Source organism: Ciceribacter sichuanensis, assembly GCF_024055605.1.
GTDB classification, from domain to species: domain Bacteria; phylum Pseudomonadota; class Alphaproteobacteria; order Rhizobiales; family Rhizobiaceae; genus Allorhizobium; species Allorhizobium sichuanense.
On sequence record NZ_JAMXLX010000002.1, the window covers coordinates 186011 to 206233 of the forward strand.

The 20223-nt window shown below is 60.8% G+C and carries 17 protein-coding genes and 1 riboswitch; of the genes, 7 read left to right on the plus strand and 10 right to left on the minus strand.

What is annotated here, in order from left to right; genetic code table 11:
• Positions 1-150: 150 nt before the first annotated feature.
• The 3 genes from bluB to NBH21_RS07290 form a co-directional block, all read right to left on the minus strand.
• Positions 151-861, minus strand: coding sequence for a 5,6-dimethylbenzimidazole synthase (bluB, locus tag NBH21_RS07280; RefSeq protein ID WP_250916129.1), 711 nt, complete (start codon positions 859-861; stop codon positions 151-153).
• 46 nt (positions 862-907) lie between these two features.
• A riboswitch (cobalamin riboswitch) is annotated at positions 908-1107 on the minus strand.
• A 42-nt stretch (positions 1108-1149) separates the two neighbouring features.
• Complete coding sequence (locus NBH21_RS07285; RefSeq protein ID WP_250916128.1) at positions 1150-1983, minus strand: TolB family protein; 834 nt, start codon at positions 1981-1983, stop codon at positions 1150-1152.
• A 31-nt stretch (positions 1984-2014) separates the two neighbouring features.
• Positions 2015-3694, minus strand: a complete 1680-nt coding sequence (locus NBH21_RS07290) for an NAD+ synthase (RefSeq protein WP_250916127.1) — start codon at positions 3692-3694, stop codon at positions 2015-2017.
• 304 nt (positions 3695-3998) lie between these two features.
• Between NBH21_RS07290 and NBH21_RS07295 the strand changes: the two genes are divergently transcribed.
• Both NBH21_RS07295 and NBH21_RS07300 read left to right on the plus strand, forming a co-directional pair.
• Positions 3999-5819 (plus strand): LTA synthase family protein, encoded by a 1821-nt coding sequence (locus NBH21_RS07295; RefSeq protein ID WP_250916421.1) that lies wholly within the window; start codon positions 3999-4001, stop codon positions 5817-5819.
• 358 nt (positions 5820-6177) lie between these two features.
• A complete protein-coding gene (locus NBH21_RS07300) occupies positions 6178-6993 on the plus strand; it encodes a hypothetical protein (RefSeq protein ID WP_250916126.1) in 816 nt (271 codons plus the stop codon).
• Here the strand turns inward: NBH21_RS07300 and NBH21_RS07305 are convergent.
• Positions 6921-7346, minus strand: coding sequence for a GFA family protein (locus NBH21_RS07305; RefSeq protein WP_250916125.1), 426 nt, complete (start codon positions 7344-7346; stop codon positions 6921-6923). The genes NBH21_RS07300 and NBH21_RS07305 overlap by 73 nt on opposite strands.
• A gap of 267 nt (positions 7347-7613) precedes the next feature.
• On the opposite strand from NBH21_RS07305, the gene NBH21_RS07310 reads away from it, so the two are divergent.
• Entirely contained in the window at positions 7614-8036 is a 423-nt protein-coding gene (locus NBH21_RS07310) for a TadE/TadG family type IV pilus assembly protein (protein WP_250916124.1), read from the plus strand.
• Position 8037: 1 nt separating this feature from the next.
• Positions 8038-9768: a TadG family pilus assembly protein gene (locus NBH21_RS07315; protein ID WP_250916123.1), complete on the plus strand. Its 1731-nt coding sequence runs from the start codon at positions 8038-8040 to the stop codon at positions 9766-9768.
• A 63-nt stretch (positions 9769-9831) separates the two neighbouring features.
• On the opposite strand, the gene NBH21_RS07320 is transcribed toward NBH21_RS07315, so the two are convergent.
• Positions 9832-11208, minus strand: coding sequence for a class II 3-deoxy-7-phosphoheptulonate synthase (locus tag NBH21_RS07320; RefSeq protein WP_250916122.1), 1377 nt, complete (start codon positions 11206-11208; stop codon positions 9832-9834).
• A 309-nt stretch (positions 11209-11517) separates the two neighbouring features.
• Between NBH21_RS07320 and NBH21_RS07325 the strand changes: the two genes are divergently transcribed.
• The gene (locus NBH21_RS07325; protein ID WP_250916121.1) at positions 11518-12405 is read left to right on the plus strand and encodes an alpha/beta hydrolase family protein; all 888 of its coding nucleotides are present in this window, start codon (positions 11518-11520) and stop codon (positions 12403-12405) included.
• Between the two features lie 48 nt (positions 12406-12453).
• Here the strand turns inward: NBH21_RS07325 and gor are convergent, their stop codons facing one another.
• The 3 genes from gor to rpiA form a co-directional block, all read right to left on the minus strand.
• Positions 12454-13842: a glutathione-disulfide reductase gene (gene gor / locus NBH21_RS07330; RefSeq protein ID WP_250916120.1), complete on the minus strand. Its 1389-nt coding sequence runs from the start codon at positions 13840-13842 to the stop codon at positions 12454-12456.
• Positions 13843-14002: 160 nt separating this feature from the next.
• Entirely contained in the window at positions 14003-14536 is a 534-nt protein-coding gene (locus NBH21_RS07335; protein ID WP_250916119.1) for a DUF2059 domain-containing protein, read from the minus strand.
• A gap of 18 nt (positions 14537-14554) precedes the next feature.
• Positions 14555-15253: a ribose-5-phosphate isomerase RpiA gene (gene rpiA, locus NBH21_RS07340; protein WP_250916118.1), complete on the minus strand. Its 699-nt coding sequence runs from the start codon at positions 15251-15253 to the stop codon at positions 14555-14557.
• A gap of 158 nt (positions 15254-15411) precedes the next feature.
• Between rpiA and gph the strand changes: the two genes are divergently transcribed.
• Positions 15412-16089, plus strand: coding sequence for a phosphoglycolate phosphatase (gene gph / locus NBH21_RS07345; protein ID WP_250916117.1), 678 nt, complete (start codon positions 15412-15414; stop codon positions 16087-16089).
• Between the two features lie 20 nt (positions 16090-16109).
• On the opposite strand, the gene NBH21_RS07350 is transcribed toward gph, so the two are convergent.
• Both NBH21_RS07350 and NBH21_RS07355 read right to left on the minus strand, forming a co-directional pair.
• A complete protein-coding gene (locus NBH21_RS07350; RefSeq protein WP_250916116.1) occupies positions 16110-17945 on the minus strand; it encodes a L,D-transpeptidase family protein in 1836 nt (611 codons plus the stop codon).
• A 363-nt stretch (positions 17946-18308) separates the two neighbouring features.
• Positions 18309-18680 (minus strand): ArsR/SmtB family transcription factor, encoded by a 372-nt coding sequence (locus NBH21_RS07355; protein WP_250916115.1) that lies wholly within the window; start codon positions 18678-18680, stop codon positions 18309-18311.
• A gap of 146 nt (positions 18681-18826) precedes the next feature.
• Between NBH21_RS07355 and fumC the strand changes: the two genes are divergently transcribed.
• A complete protein-coding gene (gene fumC, locus NBH21_RS07360) occupies positions 18827-20215 on the plus strand; it encodes a class II fumarate hydratase (protein ID WP_250916114.1) in 1389 nt (462 codons plus the stop codon).
• Positions 20216-20223 lie beyond the last annotated feature (8 nt).

Here is a 20223-nt window from a genome sequence, read left to right on the forward strand (position 1 = left end):
ATATGACACCCGTTTGGAAGCGGAAGGCCTGTTCATCCGGCGAGGATCTATTGCGTCATGCAATGGCAACCACCCTTACGTTACGAGAGGATTAGGTCGCAGCGCTTAATGTTTGTTAAACATAAGGAACTCCTGGCGAACCATTTTTGGTCAGGAGCGCTCCCGCGCCGAGGTTGCCGGGAGCACTCCCCATGACTCCTCGTAGACAAGTTCCTCCAATGGAATTTTCTGACGCCAGCCTCTGACCGCAAGCTCCGGCTGATCGAAGAGCTGGTCGACATAGCCGAGACAGAACCAGCCGATGATCTCGACATGGTCTGGTATCGAAAGGACCGATCTCAGGTCGTCCTGATGGAAAATGCTGACCCAACCGACGCCGACGCCTTCGGCGCGTGCAGCGAGCCACAGGTTCTGGACGGCGCAGACCGTCGAATAGCTGTCCATGCGTGGATTGTGGGTACGCCCGAGAATGACAGGACCGCCTCGTGTCGGATCGCAGGTTACGCAGATGCCGACAGGCGCCTTGCGGATGCCCTCGAGCTTCAGCCGCTGATAACTCTGCCGCTGCTCGCCCGAAAACATCGCGGCGGCCTCGTCATTCGCTCGGCAAAACGCCTGCCATACAGCCTCGCGTCTGGCGGCATCGCGCACCACCAGAAAGTTCCAGGGCTGCATGAATCCGACCGACGGCGCGTCATGTGCCGCTTGCAACAAGCGCCAGATGAGTTCGTCCGGCAAGGGATCGGGCAGGAACTGGTCGCGCACATCGCGACGGCTGCGAATGGCGCGGTACACGGCCTTCCGCTCCTGAGCGGAAAAAGCACCTGCCCGCACGAGATGATCGTTCGGTTCGTTGCGCATCGTCATATCCCCAACAATGCTTGCAACCGCCCGCCGTCCGCGCAGGGCAAGTCTATCTCGTCAGGCCGGTCTTCTGACTGGGCTTCCTCTGCTCCGCACGACCTTCCCGACCTTGCGGCCAGTGGTCCGGATCCGAAGATCCGACGACGGGGCATCCACCTCACAGCGTTGGGCACGTGCCGGAATTCCACCGGCTTCCCGATTCTCCCGCAACAGCGCACGGGCACCTGACGTGAATGGTTTTACAGCAAGCGGGCCGCCACGCAAACCGCCGTTTGCGACAGGCCCTCAATCCTTTGCGGGAAAGTATCTGATATAGGCAAACTCGTCTCCATCCGGCGACCAGCTCGGCACATTGATCGTCCCCTGACCGCCGAACAGCTCAAACAGTGTTTCGAGGTTGCCACCATCCATGTCCATCAGGCGCATCCGGACGTCAAGATCACGCGGATGATCGAAGACCTCCGGATCGTAGGAGATCAGGACGACCTTGTCGCCCTTCGGCGACGGATGCGCAAACCAGTTGCCGAAATTGTCGCTGGTCAATTGCTGCAAATCGCGACTGTCAGGGCGTATCCGCCAGATCTGCATCAGGCCCGTGCGGCTCGAATTGAAATAGATCCACTCGCCATCGGCGGACCAGTCAGGACCGTCATTGCGCCCCTCTCCAAAGGTCAGGCGCGTCTCGACGCCACCCTCCACCGATATTGTGTAGATATCGAAGATCTGATCGCGGATACCGCAATAGCTGACGAAACGGCCGTCGGGCGACCATCCATGCCAGTAGGACGGCAGATTTTCCGTTATCTGGCGCGGCGTCCCACCCTCAGCCGGCATGATGTACATGCAGGTCTTGCCGTGTTCCACCTTGTCACACAGCATGATGAACCGGCCATCCGGCGAAATGCCGTGATCGTTATTGCAGCGGGTGGCGAAACCCGTGTCGATCTGCCGTGGCTCCTCGCTGCCGTCGGGCGGCAGGCGATAAAGCAGGCCGTCGCTGTTGAGCAGCAGGTAGCTGCCATCGGGCGACCAGTTCGGCGCCTCGATCAACCGCTCCGTCTGCCAGACGACACGGTGCTCGCGTGTGCGGATATTGAAGATCTCGAGCGAGCTTCGCATGTCCTCTCCAGATCCGGTCGCCGATGCGCCGTCAGCGATCCCGGAAACGGTTAGTGATCGGATAGCGCCGGTCGCGGCCGAAGTTCTTCTTGGTGATCTTCACGCCGGGGGCCGACTGCCGCCGCTTGTATTCGGCGAGATAGAGCAGATGCTCCACCCGGTGCACCGTCGCAATGTCATGGCCGCGGGCCACGATATCCTCGACCCCCATCTCCTTCTCGACGAGGCATTCGAGGATGTCATCGAGCACCGGATAGGGCGGCAGCGAATCCTGGTCGGTCTGGTTCGGCCGAAGCTCCGCAGACGGCGCCTTGGACAGGATGTTGGCGGGGATGACCTCTCCCGACGGCCCGAGCGCACCCGGCGGCACATGGGCATTGCGCCAGCCGGAAAGCGCGTAGACCTGCATCTTGTAGAGGTCCTTGATCGGATTGAAGCCGCCGTTCATATCGCCGTAAAGTGTCGCATAGCCGACCGACATCTCCGACTTGTTGCCGGTGGTCACCACCATCGAACCGAACTTGTTGGAGATGGCCATCAGGATGGTACCGCGGGCGCGGCTCTGAAGGTTCTCCTCGGTGATACCGCTGTCCGTTCCCTCGAACATGTCGGAAAGCGCGGAAAGAAAACCTTCGACCGGTTCGGCAATCGGCACAGTGTCATAGTGGCAGCCAAGCGCCTTCGCGCATGCTTCCGCGTCGGCAAAGGATTCCTGCGAGGTGTAACGATAGGGCAGCATCACCGTGCGCACCCTCTCCTCGCCCAGAGCATCGACGGCAATCGCCGCGCAAAGGGCGGAATCGATACCACCGGAAAGGCCCAGAACGACGCTCTTGAACCCGTTCTTGTTGACGTAGTCGCGGAAGCCCAGAACGCAGGCGCGGTAATCCGCCTCTTCCTTCTCCGGGATATGCGACATCGGTCCGTCCGTGCACCGCCAGCCGTCCTCGGCACGCTTCCAGGTGGTCACGGTCATCGTCGGCTCGAACTGGCTCATCTGGAAGGCGAGCGACTTGTCGGCATTGAAGGCGAAACTCGCGCCGTCGAAGACCAGCTCGTCCTGGCCGCCAACCTGGTTTGCGAAGATAAGCGGCAGACCGCTCTCGATCACCTGACGCAGTGCCACCTGATGGCGCACATCGACCTTGCCGCGATAATAAGGCGAACCGTTGGGAACGAGCAGGATCTCGGCACCCGTCTCTGCCAGCGTCTCGCAGATCCCGAGATCGTTCCAGATTTCCTCGCAGATCGGAATACCGAGCCGCACGCCGCGGAAGTTTACCGGCCCCGGCATGTCACCTTCGACGAAGACGCGCTTCTCGTCGAACTCGCCGTAGTTGGGCAGATCGATCTTGTCGCGAAGACCGATGATCTTGCCGCCATCGAGAACGGCCGCGGAATTGTGCCGCCCCTTCTGCCCCTGCCGCGGGAACCCGACAATGACGCCCGGTCCACCGTCAGCCGTATCGGCGGCAAGCTGCTCGACGGCATGCAGACATGCCTTCAGGAAGGCCGGCTTGAGCACCAGATCCTCGGGCGGATAGCCGGAAATGAACAGTTCGGTCAGCAGCAGCAGGTCGGCCCCTTGCGCGGCCGCCTCGGCGCGTACTTCCCGCGCCTTCGCAAGATTGCCGGCAACGTCGCCGACCGTCGGATCGAATTGCGCAATGGCGATGCGCAGGATGTCGGGTCGAATGGGTGTATCGCTCATGGGGCAGGTTTAGCGCGTGACGATGACAATCGCAACGAGGACGTGGCTCACGAAAAGCATGGCGAGTAAAAGATCACCGAGAGAGTAGATTCCATGTGAACAAATCGTCCGAGCGCCTAGTTCATCTGGCATTCATGACGGTTATGTGACAGCTATGCGAAGTTTGGATGACATGACTTCATAGCTGGAGAGCAAGGTGCTTGAGATTGGCTCAGAGCCGGCGATTTCGTCGAACGTCGCCCGACAGGGCACCGTGGCACAGGCAAGCCGCCAGCAGGCGAAAACAGCGCTTGTCACGGTTGCGATGTCTCTCGGCATCGCGCTCCTTACCATTATCTGCAGCGAATGGCTGGCACGCGGCAGCCTGATCGACATTGCCGACTATATGCTCTCGCCGAGCCGTCCGGGGCTCGTGGCTGCGGGGGTCATATTCCTCCTGCTGCTCGCAGGCGATGCACTGTTCGGCCGCGCCTACCAGTCGGCGCTCGTCATCGTTCCGCTGGCGCTACTGCCGGCCTTTTTCTCCGGGCAGAAGCAACTCTTCCTCTCCGACCCGCTCTATCCGAGTGATCTTCTGTTCGGGCGCCAGATCATGGAGTTGCTGCCCGTCATGGTCGCGGCAAAGCCGTTCACCGCGATAGCCATATCCGCCGCCACGCTGGCGACGATCAGTATTGTCGTCTACCTGTTTGTCGTCAGCTGGAAGCGTTTTCCGCGCCTCAACGGCATGTCAAAGCTTGGCCGACTGGTCGTTGCGTTACCGATCATCGGCGCCTTCCTGTCCCTGATGGACGCGACCTCCTATTCCTACCTGCGTGACCGGCTGAACATCGTCCCCATGATGTGGGACCAGCAGGAAAACTACCGCCATAACGGCTTTCTGCTTGCTTTCGCCTTCAACGCGCCGATGGCCAACGTGTCGGCGCCGGAGGGCTATGGCAGCGACGCAATTGCCGACATCCCGGCAGACCGCGTGCCCGCCAGCTTCTTCTCCGGCCGCCATGCCGACGTCATCATGGTGATGAGCGAATCTCTCTGGGATCCGACCCGCCTTTCCAACATCGGCTTTTCTCCGGACCCGATGCCGACCATCCGCGCCAGCCAGTCCGGCAACGTCTTCTCGCCGGAATTCGGCGGCATGACCGCCAATGTGGAATTCGAGGCACTTACGGGCTTTTCCAATGCCTTCCTTCCCTATGGAAGCATTCCCTACCAGCAATATGTTCGTCGTCCGCTGCCATCGCTCGCCACCTTCTTCGAATCCAAGGGCTACACCAGCAAGGCCTTCCACCCGTTCCAGAGCTGGTTCTGGAACCGCGCAAACGTCTACAAGGCCCTCGGCTTCGACAGCTTTGATTCCGAAGAGACAATGCCGGCGATGGAAAAGCGGGGCATCTTCGCTTCCGACGAAGCCCTTACCCGCGAAATCATGCGGGTGGGCGACGATACCGCCGAGCCGTTCTTCTTCTTTGCCGTCACCCTCCAGGGGCACGGCCCCTACGAGGCGAACCGATACGCCAGCAACACCGTAGAACTCGACGAAGCCGTGCTTTCTTCGGAAAGCCGCAATACGCTCGCAACCTACGCGCAGGGCGTGCGCGAGGCGGACAAGAGCCTCAAGACGCTGATGGAATGGGCGAAAAAGCGTCGCCGTGAAACCATCATCGTGCTGTTCGGCGACCACCTGCCGCCGCTTGGCACCGTCTATCCGGAAAGCGGCTACATGCCGGATCAGGTCGCGACCCGCAGGGCGCCGCTCGACGTGATGAAGCGCGAGCACGAGACACCGCTCGTCGTCTGGTCTTCCAAGCGCGGCGTACAGAAGGATATCGGATCGGTGAGCCCCGCCCAGCTTCCTTCGCTGGTGGTAAAACTGGCCGGTTATCGCCACCCCTATTACACCGGCGTGCTCGGCCGGGCACAGGAACGCTTCACAGTCTTCGACCGCCACCTGCTGGTGGAACGGAATGGCAGGACGCAGGCCGACTGGGCCGTCAACGGCACGACACTCGATCCTTCGATCCGTGATCTGCGGCTGCTGCAGCATGACATGATGTTCGGCAGCCAGTTCGGCATGGAGCGCTTCTTCCCGGAGATGACCGACCGCCTCAACCCGGAGTCGTGATCCCCCGACGAAAGGACGGAATGCCGCAGCGGCATGTTACGCATTATCATTGCCCCGCATCTTGCGCGGACGAAAGAAAAGCGTCATTGACATTCGCAACGCGTCCGGAAGGATGGCGAAAGGGGATGATCTCCCGCGAGGTCACGCATGCCGACAGATCGCGGCATCGCCCTGCAAACATGAAGAGTTCAGGTATTTCATCAGAGCGTAACGAGCCATGCGGTCATTGACCCGAGCCGAGATTGCTGCCCATCCGTCGTTTCCGTCGATCGAAAAGCAGATTGCGAAACATCTTATAGAAATTCACGTCCGTACGCCGAGGCTGTCACGCCTGAAGGCGTCTCACCGAAAATGGTTGATGACGCAGTCACTCTATGCGCTGAGCCTGCAGCGCACTAAAGGCGACCCCCTCTCCGGCCTGACGGCAACCCGTTTCGTCGAGATCGTCATGAAACTCGGCGCGGCAAGCCGAAATACGGCAACCGCTTTTCTGGCGGAACTGGTCGCCTACAAGTTCCTCCGTGACGTGCCGGACGTCCCGGACCGCCGCGTGCGGGTGCTCGAAACCACCGAAGCCAGCAATACCGCTATGATGGGTTGGTTCACTGGCCACATGGCCTGTCTTGACCGGCTGGACGGCGGCAACCGCGAGGCGACGACCGCAACCGATCCTCGCATCTTCCGTATCGCGCAGCCCTATGCAGCCGCCAAACTCGTGGAAGACCCGATCTGGCGCGATCCGGCCGACTCCATCGGTCATTTCCTCTGGTCCGATCTCGGCGGCATGGTTCTGCATGACCTGATCGCGCGCATCGAAACCTTCGACCCTGACGCGGAACGCACGAGCATCGGCCCGGTCACGCTCGCCGAACTCAGCGACATCTACATGATCTCGGCCACCAACCTGAAACGCATGTTCAAGAAGGCCGAGCTGGAAAACCTACTCGGCTGGGATCAACCGCGACGGCGGGGCGACCTGTGGCTGTCGAAATCATTCCTCAGCGACTACTTCACCTGGCAGTCCGCCAAGTTCGCGGCTCTGGACGAGGCCTATCAGCACGCCCTTGAGGAGATTGCGGAAGCTGGTCCTGCGACGATGCCTCAGGAGGTCGTGACGGGAGCGGCCGGTGGTCCGTCACCGGCAAACTTCGGCAGCGCATCGTCCAGATCATAATAGTCGCCCTTGTCGGCACAATAGATGTGACAACCAGGTTCGAGGCCGGTGGGCGTTTCGAAAGCGCCGGCGAGGATGGACATGTAGTCGAGCCCGTCGCCACGCCAGAAGAGCGCCGAACCGCAGGTGCGGCAAAAGCCTCGCGCCGCCGTATCGCTCGCCCGGTACCAGGTGACGTTGTCCTCTCCCCTGAGATCGATGTGCTCCAGCGCAACATTGGTGGCGGCGTAGTAATGCCCCGTCTGCTTGCGGCATTGGGAGCAATGACAAAATATGATTGGCCGCAGCGGCCCCTTCACCTCGAAGGAAACCGCCCCGCACAGGCACGCTCCGGATCGTTGCTCACCGCTCATCGCCACTTCTATCCCTCGTTTCTTGGTCTTTGACCGGCGCAGGTTCGCCTTCCTCCCCCTTGGAGGTCAATTGCAAACCATTGAAGCTTTGGTTGCGGTTTCCTCAAGATCTGGCTTTTGCCGCCGCGGCGCCAATTTTGCGCTGCATCAATATGAAATATACCTAATACAAGCACGAATTGCTTCCCGGAGATAACCAAACCTTAATAAGCGAGTAGTTTCATTACAATCTAAATTACGCATACACGGACGAGGGAGTATTCCAGGATGCGTAGAAAGCGGAGTTTACTCACAGATAGACGCGGTGCCGCAGCGATCGAGTTCGCCATTCTGGCCCCTGTCTTCTTCATGGTCGTCTTTTCGATGATCGGTTACGGCATCTACCTGAGTGCGAGCCATGCGGTGCAGCAGCTCACAGCCGATGCAGCGCGCACGGCGATTGCGGGGCTCACACCGGCCGAGCGCAAGCAGCTCGCCGAGAAATACGTGAAGGTGACGACCCCGGAATATGCATTCCTTGACGACAAGGCCATGACGGTTGCGGTGCAGGACGACCCGAACAATCCCAACCAATTCACAGTCAGCATTTCCTACGACGCATCGGGCCTGCCGATCTGGCAGCTCTACAGTTTCGCCATGCCGGGCAAGGTGATCCGGCGTTTTGCCACCATCCGCGTCGGGGGGATATGACATGAAACGGCGCCCCAGCCTCTCGCCCAGACGAATGTTGAAGGAAGATACCGGCAACATCGCGGTCTCGGCCGCCCTTGTCGCCCCGTTGATCATAGGAACTCTGGCGCTTGGCGTGGACTACGGCCACCTGACTATGCAGCAGCGGGCGCTGCAACAGGCCGCGGATCTCTCCGCCATCGTTGCCGCCTCCAGCCTGTCCAACCCGGGACAGGCGGCCTTCGACTACTTCAAGATGAACGGGCTGGATATGCCCGTGGCAACCGCCACGGGCCTCATCACCGATACCGGCGTCGTATCGCTCGACAAGATCAACCAATATTCGGCAGTGGCAACGGTGACCACAGGTCGCTACACCGCCGATCCCGCACTCTCGGTCGATGCGCGATTCGTCCAGACGAGCAGCTATCCCGATGCGGTCAGGGTCGAAGTCCGCAGGAAGGAGACACTCTTCTTCGCCAGCGCCTTCGCCGATCCACCCACACTCGGAGCGGTCGGCACGGCCGCCGCAAACAAGATGGCGAGCTTCTCCATCGGCACACGGCTTGCAAGCCTGCATGACGGAGTTCTGAACGCGGTGCTTTCGGGATTGCTCGGCACCAGCGTCAGCCTCGACGTCATGGACTATCGCGCGCTTATCGATGCCGACGTTGCCGTCCTGAAGACGCTCGACGCTCTTGCAATCGACCTCGGCCTTACTGCGGTAACTTACGAGGAACTGCTTCAGACCGATGTCAGCTTCGGCAAGGTGATTGACGCCGTGCTGCGCCAAACCACGCTCGATGCCAAAACGAGATCGGCACTCGAAGCGCTCAAGCGCACGGTTGCCAAGACGAAGCTCACGGTCAAGCTTGAGAACGTCCTCAACCCCGGCCCCTATTCCGAACGACTGATCGGCAGCGCCGACCACCTGACGGTCGATGTCGGGGTATTCGAATTCCTGACGGCCGCCGCGGCAGCAGCCAACGGCAAGAATCAGGTTGCCGTCGATCTTGGTGCAACCTTTCCGGGCCTCGCTTCGGCAAAGCTGTCGATCGCCATCGGCGCGCCGCCCGTCTCCACCCCGCCGGCTGCGGTCGGAGGCGTCGGCACCATCGTCCGCACGGCGCAGACGCGCGTAGCCTTGAATGTCTCGACAGACGGATTGCTAGCGCTTGCCGGCATCAAGGTGAAGGTGCCTCTCTATATCGAGGTCGCCCATGCCGAAGCGAAGCTGACCGAGATCCACTGTCGTGACCGCAGCGGCTCGGCGGATGTGCGGATAGAGGCCGTGCCGGGCGTTGCCGAAATCGCACTTGGCAATATCGATACCAGCGCCTTCGCCAATTTCGGCACCAAGCCGCGGGTAACCAAGGCCACACTGGTACAGGCACCGCTGCTGGGTATCGACGCAATGGCCTATATCAACGCCACCAATCTCGACAAGAAGACGCTGACCTTCACGCCCAACGAGATCGCCAGCGGCACCGTGAAGACAGTCTCAACCAGCCAGACCCTGACCACGCTGCAGTTTTCCCTGCTGAAGAACCTCGACGTCGATATCCGTCTTGCGGGGCTGACACTTGGAACACCGCAGGCCGTTCAGAACGCACTGGCTCAGACACTTGCCAACCTCACTGTTCCGCTGGACAGCCTGCTCTACAACACACTGCTCGCACTCGGTATCCGTATAGGCGAGGCCGATATACGGGCGACATATGCCACCTGCCAGCAACCCGTTCTCGTCCAGTAGGCGGAAACAGAAAAGCCGGCGTCTCATCGACGCCGGCTTTCAGGATTTTCCGATATCAAACGCTTAACCGTTGGCGACCAGCATCCGCTTTTCGTCGCGACCACCCTTCATGCGCTCGGCCAGCAGGAAGGCCAGTTCGAGCGCCTGATCGGCGTTGAGCCGCGGATCGCAATGGGTGTGGTAACGGTCCTGCAGATCTTCTGCCGAAACAGCGCGCGCACCGCCGGTGCATTCCGTTACATCCTTGCCGGTCATCTCGATATGGATGCCGCCCGGATGCGAACCTTCAGCACGATGGATCTGGAAGAAGCTTTCGACCTCCGAGAGGACCCGTTCGAACGGACGGGTCTTGTAGTTGTTGAGCGTGATCGTGTTGCCGTGCATCGGATCGCAGGACCATACGACCTTGCGACCTTCGCGCTCGACGGCACGGATCAGCTTCGGCAGGTGGTCGGCAACCTTGTCATGGCCGAAACGGCAGATCAGGGTCAGACGGCCGGCCTCGTTCGCCGGGTTCAAGAGATCGATCAGGTTCAGAAGGTCGTCCGGCTGCAGCGACGGACCGCACTTCAGGCCGATCGGGTTCTTGATGCCGCGGCAGTATTCGATGTGGGCATGGTCAGCCTGGCGCGTGCGGTCGCCGATCCAGATCATGTGACCGGAGGTCGCGTACCAGTCGCCCGACGTGGAATCGACGCGGGTCAGCGCTTCCTCATAGCCGAGAAGCAGCGCCTCGTGGCTGGTGAAGAAATCCGTCTCGCGCAGGCTCGGATTGTTGTCCGAGGTGATGCCGATGGCCTTCATGAAGTTCATCGTCTCGGAGATCCGGTCGGCGAGCTTGCGGTAGCGCTCGGCCTGCGGGCTGTCCTTGACGAAGCCGAGCATCCACTGATGCACGTTCTCAAGGTTGGCATAGCCACCCATCGCGAAGGCGCGCAGCAGGTTCAGCGTCGCAGCCGACTGCCGGTATGCCATGATCTGACGTTCGGGATTGGGAACGCGGGCCTCAGGCGTGAACTCGATGCCGTTGACGATATCGCCACGGTAGCTCGGCAGCTCGACATCACCCTGCTTTTCGAAATCCGAAGAGCGCGGCTTGGCGAACTGGCCGGCGATGCGTCCGACCTTGACGACCGGAAGCTGCGCACCATAGGTCAGGACGACAGCCATCTGCAGGAAAGCGCGGAAGAAGTCGCGGATCGTATCCGCGCCATGCTCGGCAAAGCTCTCTGCGCAATCCCCGCCCTGCAGCAGGAAAGCGTTACCTTCCGCGACATTGGCAAGCGACTTGGTCAGGCGACGTGCTTCACCGGCAAAGACGAGCGGCGGATACTTGGCAAGCTGGGCTTCCGCATCCGCGAGCGCTGCTGCGTCCGGATAGGCGGGAACCTGCTTGATCGGCTTCTGTCGCCAACTACCTGGGGTCCAATTCTGTGCCATGGTCTTCACCTGCTGTTAAAAGGCGGCCTCCTCCCGGCCGCTTGGAATTCGGGGCTTATAAACGGATATATCGGCGTTGCAAAGCCGAAGTTGAAGGCCTTCCGCGCACACTCGGTCCTCATTTTCCGAACACCCTGCCCCTTGCATTCACCCGACGGACCACCGTTCCATCGTATCTTGCTGAAAAAGCAGACCCCTCATTCAGCGACAGTCGTGACGGCAGGGATCCGAGCCTTGATTTTACATGAACGTAAACGTAAGAATTTCATCGGATGCAATTGATGCGCGACGGGATGAGGAGATCGGTCGATGCAACAGGATGCGGATGTAAAACGCAGCGATATCGTTTTTGAGGCCGCCGACGGGTTTCCGCTCGCCGGTACGCTTTTCGAGGGCGCGGGCAATGGCCCGCTCGCCCTGATCTCATCGGCCGCCGCCGTACCGCGCAACATCTATGCACGCTTCGCCCAGCACCTCGCTGCCGTCCACGGCTATCGCGCCGTCCTGACCTACGACTACCGCGGCGTATCGGCTTCCAAGGCGCCGCCTGGCTGGTACACCCTGCCCGGTATGACGGACTGGGCGGAAAAGGACATGCCCGCAGCCATCGGCAGGCTGGAACGTTTGGCGCCCGGCCATCCGATGGTCGGCATCGGCCAGTCCTTCGGCGGCCAGGCACTTGGCCTCTGCGGCCGCGCCGCAAGGTTCGAACGCTATCTGATGGTCGCCGTCATGTCAGGTCACTGGCGCTACACGGATGAGCCCTTGAAGGTCTTCGCGGCGATGAACCTGATCGGTGTGCCACTTGCCATGCTGACCGGCAGTGTCCCGGGCTGGGTGGGACTTGGAGAAACCCTTCCCGGAACGGTCTTTCGCCAATGGGCCAGATGGGGCCGCTCCCCGGACTATTTCTTCGCCGATCCCACCATGGATGCGGCAAGACGGTTTGCCGAAGTCCACACGCCGATCCTGTCGATCGGCGTCGAGGACGATCCGTGGGCCACGCCGCGCGCGCAGGAGGCGATCCTGAAGGGATATGTCAACGCGCCCGTCGAACGCCGCCGTGTCAGCCCGCCGCCCGGCCAGACAATCGGTCACCTCGGCTTCTTCCGGCCGACATTCCGGGAAAACCTTTGGGAACCCGCCATCGACTGGCTCAACGGCGCAACTCGGAGAAACGCCGTGCTGGCGTCTTGAGGTCCGCCGACGAGAGCGGACCTCGGAAGCATCCGGGAAGCGGCGCGCTCAGACGCGCTCGCCGTTCCTGATCCGGTAGCTCGGATTGTACATCGTTACCAGCTCTTCCGCTGCCGTCGGATGCACGGCCATGGTCCGGTCGAAATCATCCTTGGTGCAGCCGGCCTTCAGCGTAATGCCGAGAAGCTGCGCCATTTCGCCGGCGTCGTGGCCGAGGATATGGGCACCGACCACCTTGCGGTCCGCAGCATTGACGATCAATTTCATGATCGTCTTTTCCGCGCGACCGGAGAGCGTTGCCTTCATCGGCCGGAACTGGGCGCGGTAGACCTCGATTTCATCGAATTTCTTCGCCGCAGCCTCTTCCGAAAGGCCGACCGTACCGATCTCCGGCTGGGAGAAGACCGCCGTCGCGATCAGGTCGTGATCCGGCGAGGTCGGGTTGTTCTTGTACTCGGTCTCGATGAAGCACATCGCCTCGTGGATCGCCACAGGCGTCAGCTGCACCCTGTCGGTAACGTCGCCGAGCGCGAAGATGCTCGGCACGTTCGTCCGCGAATACTGGTCGACGATGATGGCGCCCCGCTCGTTGGTGGCAACACCAGCAGCCTCAAGCCCGAGACCCTTGGTGTAGGGATCGCGGCCGAGCGCCAGCATGACCTGGTCCGTAACCAGCGTACCGTTGCTCTTCGTTTCGGCAGCAAGGCGCCCATCCGCCGTCTTGGCGACGGAGACAAAATGGTCATGGAGAATGATACGGATACCCTTCTGCTCCATGGCCTCATGCAGGCCGCGGCGCAGATCGTGGTCGAAGCGGTTGAGGATCTCGGCCCCGCGATAGATCAGCGTGGTCTCGACGCCGAGACCGTGGAAGATGTTGGCGAATTCGACCGCGATGTAACCGCCGCCGGCGATCACGATGGACTTCGGCAGTTCCGGCAGATGGAACGCCTCGTTCGAAGAAATGCAGAGTTCGTGACCAGGCAGCGCAGCATGCGGATTGGGCGCACCGCCGACGGCGATGATGATCTTCTCGGCGGTTACGACCTTACCGCTCTTGGTGAGGCGCACGCGGTTCGGGCCGACGAGTTCAGCGCGAGTTTCGAGGATTTCCGCTCCGGCGTTTTCGAGGCCCTTGCGATAGAGCCCTTCCAGCCGGTCGATTTCCTTGTCCTTGGCGGCGATCAGCGCCTTCCAGTCGAAGCGGCTTTCGCCCACTGTCCAGCCGAAGCCGGCGGCATCCTCGAAATGCTCATGATACTGCGAGGCATAGACGAAGAGCTTCTTCGGCACGCAACCGCGAATGACGCAGGTGCCGCCGAAACGATATTCCTCAGCGATTGCCACCTTCTTGCCAAGCGAGGCGGCAAGCCTTCCGCTGCGAACACCGCCCGAACCACCACCGATCACGAACAGGTCATAATCGAAATTCGACATCGAAAAGCTCTCCTTGCAATCTCATTCGTCAAGAACATAGCGAACCGCCACACGATATAGAGTGCCGGTGCTGCATTTGAAACGGGTGCGGTGCAACGTACCTGCAAAAAGAAAGGCCCGGATGCGATCCGGGCCTTTCCCTGAAAATTGATTTCGCAGTTTACTGCTTCGGCGCTTCTGCCGGAGCCTGTGCGCCGACTTCCTTGAGAAGCGCGTCGTTGGACTGCTTCTCCAGATCGCGGGCAACACCGGCAGTCCAGATATCGGCAGCCTTCAGCAGTTCGCGAGTTGCAATCGGGCCATCCTTCAGCAGCTTCTTGCCCGTATCGCTCGAATAGAAGGCAGTGATCGCCTTGAGTTCGTCGACGGTAAAGGCCTTCGCGTAGACGAGAGCAGCTTCGTTCTCCAGGTCGGCGCGGCGCGGAGCGATCTTCAGCGCTTCTTCCTCGACCTTCTTGGAAATCTCATCCTGAAGGTTCGGATAGGCCTGGATAAGCTGAGCCACCAGACGGTCCATGATGTTCGGCAGGATGTTGTCGAAACGGTTGGTAACACCGAGCGAAGAGATGGCTGCGCGTGCGGCCTGCAGGTGCTCCGCCGGCACTTCCTGTGCCTTGGCGGAAACGGCCAGCATCATGCTGCCGGCAATGAGCGCGACCGAGGCAACACGGCTCAGACCCGAAAACTTGATCATGAAATTCACAGCTCCTGTTTAGTTCTTTGCGCCCATCACCCGCGCACCCGCCGGACCGGCGATGATGGCAAGTGAGGCCAAGTTGATGAATAGTCCGTGTTCGACCACACCGGGGATGGTGTTCAGCGCACTTGCCAAGGCCTCTGCATCAGGAATGCGGCCAAAAGATGCATCGAGAATAAGATGTCCACCGTCCGTGGTGAACACCCCGTCATCCGACATGCGCATACGCAATTCGCCAGAAAGGCCAAGACGGGAAGCGAGCTTTTCGATGGCAATCCGGGTCGCGACCTGACCGAAGGGGTTGATCTCGATCGGCAGCGGGAAGCGACCAAGCACATCCACCACCTTGCTTTCATCGGCAATCACGATCATTCGCGAAGAGGCGGCCGCGACGATCTTTTCGCGCAGCAACGCACCGCCGCCGCCCTTGACCAACCGAAGGGCTGCATCGACCTCGTCCGCACCATCGATGGTAAGGTCGAGTTCGGGAAGCTCGTCGAGCGATTTCAACGGAACACCAAGTTCGACACAGAGCCGCGCGGTGCGCTCGGACGTCGGAACGCCTTCGACCTTGAGGCCGCCGGCGACCTTTTCAGCAAGCAGACGGACGAATTCCTCCGCGGTAGAACCGGTGCCGATACCGAGGCGCATGCCGTCCTCGACGTGCTCCAAAGCCGCAGCTGCGGCCTTGATCTTCATCTCGCGGGCGTCCATGCGCCGAAAACTCCCATCTGTTGCGTCGAGTGCTGTTTACACGGCTCATAGCCCGAACGAAAGCCCCTTTCCGATACCGGTGTAGCGGTTGCCTTTTGTCAGGCTTTCGCCTAACCGCAGGGAGGAAAGCAGCCAGTCACGCAGGATGGAGCCAGCCCTTGACCGCCCCCACCATCGTCTTCGATCTCGACGGCACTCTTGTCGATACCGCCCCCGATCTCGTCGAGAGCCTCAACCACACGATCGCCGTGGCAAATCTCGAGCCGGTGACCTATGACGACCTCACCCATCTCGTCGGACAGGGTGCCCGCGTGATGATCGCACGGGCGTTTGCGCTGCGTGGCGCGCCGCTCTCCGACGAAGAACTCCCCGCCCTGCTCGACCGCTTCATCGAACACTACAAGGCCAACATGCCGGGCCAGAGCCGCCCCTTCCCCGGACTTATCGATGCGCTGGATCGGTTGACCGAAGCGGGATTCAACCTCGCAGTCTGCACCAACAAGTTGGAGGCTCTCGCACTGCCGCTCATCGAGAAGCTGGACATGACCCACTATTTCAAGGCGATTGCCGGCGGCGATACGTTTGCGGTGAGGAAGCCGGATCCGGGGCATCTGACCAGCACCATAGAACGGGCCGGGGGCAATCCGCGCCTCGCCGTAATGGTCGGCGACAGCGACAACGACATTCTGGCGGCGCGCAATGCGGCAATCCCGTCAATCGCCGTTCCCTTCGGCTATTCGCACGAGCCAATCGAAAGCCTCGGCGCCGACCGGCTGATCAGGCATTTCGATGAACTGGATGCGGCATTGATCGGTGAACTGCTCGGCCATCGCTGAGCAGTTTCACTTGAGTTTCGTTACGAGCGGCTGCGGGCGTCGCTCGTGACCGTGAACGCCTTCTGCGTGGCCGCATCGCGCCCGTAGACGTCGTCGAAATACTCGACCACGCCGTTCTTGTTCGGCCATGCCGTGAAGTAGGACACGTAGACCGGGATCTTCTGCGGCACCTGCACGGCGCGGTTCTGGCCCGACGCGATCTGCTTGCCGATTTCGCTGACGGTCGTCCCCATGACGGCAGCAGCCATCTCGCGCGGTTCGGCAAGACGTACGCAGCCATGGCTGAGCGCCCGCATGTCCCGCTTGAAGAAGCTCTTCGACGGCGTGTCGTGCATGTAGATTGCATGCGCGTTCGGGAAGAGAATCTTGAGTTCGCCAAGCGCATTGTCGCCACCCGGCGGCTGGCGCACATCGACCGAATGGGTCGCATTCCAGTCCACGGCGGTCGAGGAGACCGTGCGGCCGTTATAGCTCACCTGATAGCCGAGGCGATCGAGATAGGACGGGTCCTGCCGGAGCTTGGGCAGCATCTCATTGACGATGATCGACTTCGGCACGCCCCAATAGGGATTGAACTCGACGGTCTGGATCTGGTCCTGGAAGAAATAGGTCTGGTTGGACTTGGAGCCGACCACGACCCGCATCGACAGCTGCTCGCGACCTTCGTTGTAGTAATAGGCCATGTAGGCAGGCTGGTTGATGAAGACGAAGCGCTGTCCGAAATCAGCCGGCAGCCAGCGGACTTCTTCCATCGCCACGACCAGCTTTTCGATCTTCTCGGCATTGCTGCGGCCTGTCAGGGTACGGATGGTCGCGCGACCGATCACGCCGTCGGGCTTAAGACCCTTTTCCTGCTGGAAAGCTTCGACCAGGGCGACAAGCTCAGGCGTATATTCCGGTGTGCCGGCATAGCTGTCCAGCACCGCGCCATGCTGCGCCTTGAACGCATCAGAGGCCTGTGCCTTGATGACGGCAAGGATATTGGCGAGCTCCGGGTTGCTCTGGCCGGGCTTCAACAGGGTATCTGGAGCAATCGTGACAGTAACGCCGCCGGCCTGACTGTCTTCGGCCTTCAGGCGGGCCAATTCGGCCCTCATTGCCATGAACTGGGCGTTATCCGGATCGCGGCTGCGAATATACGCGCCAACATCGGGGCTGAGGCGGGCCATGTTGAGAACCGGCTTCAGGTTGACCGACTTGCGCTTGAAGTCGTGGTAACCCGAGAGCTTGTTCGGGTCGATACGACCGCGCACCGTGTCGTTCACATAGGTCAGAAGCTTGGTGGAAAGCGCGAGTTCGAACCGAGCAAGCTCCTTGGCGGCCTTGTCGGGATCAGCAGGATCGGTCGCATCCGATGGCAGGGTGACGGCATAGTCTGCAGGCGCAAGGCCCGCGATATCGGCGGCAGCCAATGCGGTCATGGCAGCGCGGGCCTGATCCGTGACGCCCGTCTCGGACACCCAGATCAGCGGCTTGCCGGACTTGTAGTATTCCTCGACGACCGCAGCGACATCGGCCGTTGCATTCACCTTGACCGAAGACAGGAAATCCCTGGCGGTGCGGGTCGCGGCCGCGTCAGTGCTGCCAGAGGTCGGAATGACGATCGCGCGCGTGGCTTCCGCCTTGTAGGTGTAGTAGCGCGGACCGGTGACCTTCGGCAGCGGCTCCGGATCGCCCATTTCCAGGCCACCATTTGCCTGCGGCTCGATGACGGAATTCATCGCCGGCTTGTTCTTTGCCGGACCGCCGCGCAGAAGATCCAGAAGCGTCGCTGCATTGGCGGAATGTGGAAAGGCGTTGAAGCCCGTCACCGCGGCCAGCACTGCCATTGCCGCGATCCTGTTGTATCTCGTCATTTCGCTCTCGTTCCCGACATGGGTTCGTAACAAGCCGGCTTGGGGACGGCCGACCCACTTGGCGCGGATCACTAGCTGATCAGCACCATATTGAAAAGTTGTGACTGCTTAAGAACACGACCGACTCGCGTCCCGAATTTGGATACATCCGACCGGAAATGTCTGTGGCATTCGACACAAAGTAAGTGAAAATATTCGTTAATTTTCCATTTACCGATCACATGAAGTTGACCGGAGGAGCGACCTGCCGGATTTCGCAAATGCGAATTCGCCATCACCAGTGCCAAATATGCCACGCCGTCGATGGCGCCTCGGGTGTCGCCCTATAGATGCCGGAAACGTTCCCGGACTGCCGGCCGCCTTTCAGGAAGCCGTCTGGCGGCCAGCCGGATTACGGTTCGCCGTCTCCTCAAAGACGGGACATCTCAACTCCGGCGCAGCGCTGCAGCAGTCCTTCATCAAGGACACGGCCACCTGGCGCAACAGCGGCGCTTCCACCCGATAGCGGATATGCCGCCCCGCCCTCTCCCCTGAAATGAGCCCGGCATTGGTCAGCACCGTCAGGTTGGTTGAAAGCGTGTTGGCGCGGATGCCGAGGCGCTCGCCGATATCGCCGGCATTGAGCCCCGCCGGCGCATGACGCGCCAGCAGCCGAATGATCGAAAGGCGCCCCTCATGGCCAAGGGCGGAAAGGGCCGCGAGAACGGGTTTGAAATCCGGGTTTCCAGAAGGCATGGACTTTCACATCTCTAAAACGGGCTTCACTCTTATGGAGCAGCCAATAACTTGACAAATATAATCATGTAAATGCTATTCGATTGCGTCCCAACCATATCCTCCTAATGTGGCGGGACCCGTTGAACCAATCCGGAGCAGGAAAAATGAATACCCGCACAGAAAGCGATACTTTCGGGCCGATCGAAGTGGCAAGCGACCGTTACTGGGGCGCTCAGGCGGAACGTTCCCGCGGCAACTTCAAGATCGGCTGGGAAAAGCAGCCGCTTTCGGTAGTCCGCGCGCTCGGCATCGTCAAGCAGGCGGCGGCCCGCGCCAACATGGCCCTCGGCCATCTTGATCCCTCTCTCGCAGACCCGATCATCAGGGCAGCACAGGAAGTGATCGACGGCAAGCTCAACGATCACTTCCCGCTGGTCGTCTGGCAGACGGGCTCCGGCACGCAGTCCAACATGAATGCAAACGAGGTAATCTCCAACCGTGCCATCGAGATGCTGGGCGGGGTCATGGGCTCGAAGAAGCCGATCCACCCGAACGACCACGTCAACATGAGCCAGTCGTCGAACGACACCTATCCGACGGCCATGCACATCGCCTGCGCCGAACAGATCGTTCATCACCTGATCCCCGGCCTCAGGCACCTGCACGAAGCGCTCGACGCGAAGTCGAAGGCTTTCGCGCATATCATCAAGATCGGCCGTACCCACACCCAGGACGCCACTCCGCTCACCCTCGGCCAGGAATTTTCCGGCTATGCTGCTCAGGTCACCTCCGCCATCAAGCGCATCGAACTGACGCTGCCGGGCCTCTACGAACTCGCCCAGGGCGGCACGGCGGTCGGCACAGGCCTCAATGCGCCGGTCGGCTTTGCCGAGAAGGTCGCGGAGGAGATCGCCAAGATCACCGACCTGCCCTTCGTCACGGCGCCCAACAAGTTCGAGGCGCTGGCGGCGCATGACGCCATGGTCTTTGCCCACGGCGCGATCAATGCCGCCGCCGCCGCCCTCTTCAAAATTGCCAACGACATCCGGTTCCTCGGCTCCGGCCCGCGTGCCGGCCTCGGCGAACTTTCCCTGCCGGAAAACGAGCCGGGCTCCTCGATCATGCCGGGCAAGGTCAACCCGACCCAATCGGAGGCGCTCACCCAGGTCTGCGCCCACATCTTCGGCAACAACGCGGCGATCACCTTCGCCGGCAGCCAAGGCCATTTCGAGCTTAACGTCTACAACCCGATGATGGCCTACAATTTCCTGCAGTCGACCCAGTTGCTCGGTGATGCGGCACGCTCCTTCACCGACAATTGCGTCGTCGGCATCGAGGCGCGCGAAGACAACATCAAGCGCGGCGTGGAAAACTCGCTGATGCTGGTGACGGCGCTGAACACCCGCCTCGGCTACGACACCTGCGCCAAGATCGCCAAGACGGCCCATAAGAACGGCACGACGCTCCGGCAGGAAACCGTCGGCGGCGGCTATCTCACCAACGAGGAATTCGACGAGTTGGTGCGGCCGGAACTGATGATCGGCCCGAAGTGACGAAACGG

Excerpts from the sequence above, each read along its gene's own strand:
- bluB (WP_250916129.1), bottom strand. The coding sequence starts at position 861 with ATGCGCAACGAACCGAACGATCATCTCGTGCGGGCAGGTGCTTTTTCC.
- NBH21_RS07285 (WP_250916128.1), bottom strand. The coding sequence starts at position 1,983 with ATGCGAAGCTCGCTCGAGATCTTCAATATCCGCACACGCGAGCACCGT.
- NBH21_RS07290 (WP_250916127.1), bottom strand. The coding sequence starts at position 3,694 with ATGAGCGATACACCCATTCGACCCGACATCCTGCGCATCGCCATTGCG.
- NBH21_RS07295 (WP_250916421.1), top strand. The coding sequence starts at position 3,999 with ATGTCTCTCGGCATCGCGCTCCTTACCATTATCTGCAGCGAATGGCTG.
- NBH21_RS07300 (WP_250916126.1), top strand. The coding sequence starts at position 6,178 with ATGACGCAGTCACTCTATGCGCTGAGCCTGCAGCGCACTAAAGGCGAC.
- NBH21_RS07305 (WP_250916125.1), bottom strand. The coding sequence starts at position 7,346 with ATGAGCGGTGAGCAACGATCCGGAGCGTGCCTGTGCGGGGCGGTTTCC.
- NBH21_RS07310 (WP_250916124.1), top strand. The coding sequence starts at position 7,614 with ATGCGTAGAAAGCGGAGTTTACTCACAGATAGACGCGGTGCCGCAGCG.
- NBH21_RS07315 (WP_250916123.1), top strand. The coding sequence starts at position 8,038 with ATGAAACGGCGCCCCAGCCTCTCGCCCAGACGAATGTTGAAGGAAGAT.
- NBH21_RS07320 (WP_250916122.1), bottom strand. The coding sequence starts at position 11,208 with ATGGCACAGAATTGGACCCCAGGTAGTTGGCGACAGAAGCCGATCAAG.
- NBH21_RS07325 (WP_250916121.1), top strand. The coding sequence starts at position 11,518 with ATGCAACAGGATGCGGATGTAAAACGCAGCGATATCGTTTTTGAGGCC.
- gor (WP_250916120.1), bottom strand. The coding sequence starts at position 13,842 with ATGTCGAATTTCGATTATGACCTGTTCGTGATCGGTGGTGGTTCGGGC.
- NBH21_RS07335 (WP_250916119.1), bottom strand. The coding sequence starts at position 14,536 with ATGATCAAGTTTTCGGGTCTGAGCCGTGTTGCCTCGGTCGCGCTCATT.
- rpiA (WP_250916118.1), bottom strand. The coding sequence starts at position 15,253 with ATGGACGCCCGCGAGATGAAGATCAAGGCCGCAGCTGCGGCTTTGGAG.
- NBH21_RS07350 (WP_250916116.1), bottom strand. The coding sequence starts at position 17,945 with ATGACGAGATACAACAGGATCGCGGCAATGGCAGTGCTGGCCGCGGTG.
- NBH21_RS07355 (WP_250916115.1), bottom strand. The coding sequence starts at position 18,680 with ATGCCTTCTGGAAACCCGGATTTCAAACCCGTTCTCGCGGCCCTTTCC.
- fumC (WP_250916114.1), top strand. The coding sequence starts at position 18,827 with ATGAATACCCGCACAGAAAGCGATACTTTCGGGCCGATCGAAGTGGCA.